Source organism: Rhizobium sp. FKL33, assembly GCF_005222915.1.
Classification (GTDB): Bacteria; Pseudomonadota; Alphaproteobacteria; order Rhizobiales; family Rhizobiaceae; genus Rhizobium_E.
Window position 1 is genome coordinate 1 of the sequence record NZ_STFX01000051.1, and the last position, 633, is coordinate 633.

At 55.0% G+C, this 633-nt stretch carries 1 pseudogene; it reads left to right on the plus strand.

The window, feature by feature from the left end:
• Positions 1-633 (plus strand): annotated as a pseudogene (locus E8Q41_RS25695) (hypothetical protein); the annotation flags it as partial.

Consider the following 633-nt stretch of genomic DNA (forward strand, 5'->3'; position numbering starts at 1 on the left):
TCGTCATATGTCGGAGCCTCGTTCGGCCACAACATCAACAATCGCACGCTGATCCGGAAGGTGGGGTCAAAACGGCGCTTACTCCGTTATCGCATATCGATGCGATCAGGACGAACTACCAGGGTGAACTGGCGATCGCTCGCAGCCCAGGTTTTGAGGACGGCATTCGACGACTGATCTACAATTTCGAAATCGACGACACAGTCGCCAATCGTCAGCGCGCGATGTCGAAGATCTTTGAGGGTCGCGCGGCAGCTCTTCTTGACGTCGGCGATCGTCATGAACTCGTTGACCGCACTTCAAGCGAATTCACAGGTGGGGGCAGAGTAATTACACCCCTGACCGAGGAGACTTCTCCTCAAATTAAGCCTGTCGACTATCGCTCACTGTTATTGGGCAAAGATAACGATCAGGCGCCAACCATAGCGGGCCTCAAGGAAATTGCCTACCTCGATTTCTCGCCACTCGCAGAGCCACAGGCAAAGGCGCCGATTGCAGAATCGCAGGTGGCACACCAGCGGGTCGTCCCGCTCGAATCGTTCGAGCAGGAGTGGACTTGCTTCGGAAAAGTGGAGAGGCATTTTCAGATCAAGCGGCCAGTCTCTCAAACTGTGCGGGGCTTAGGTAGTCAAG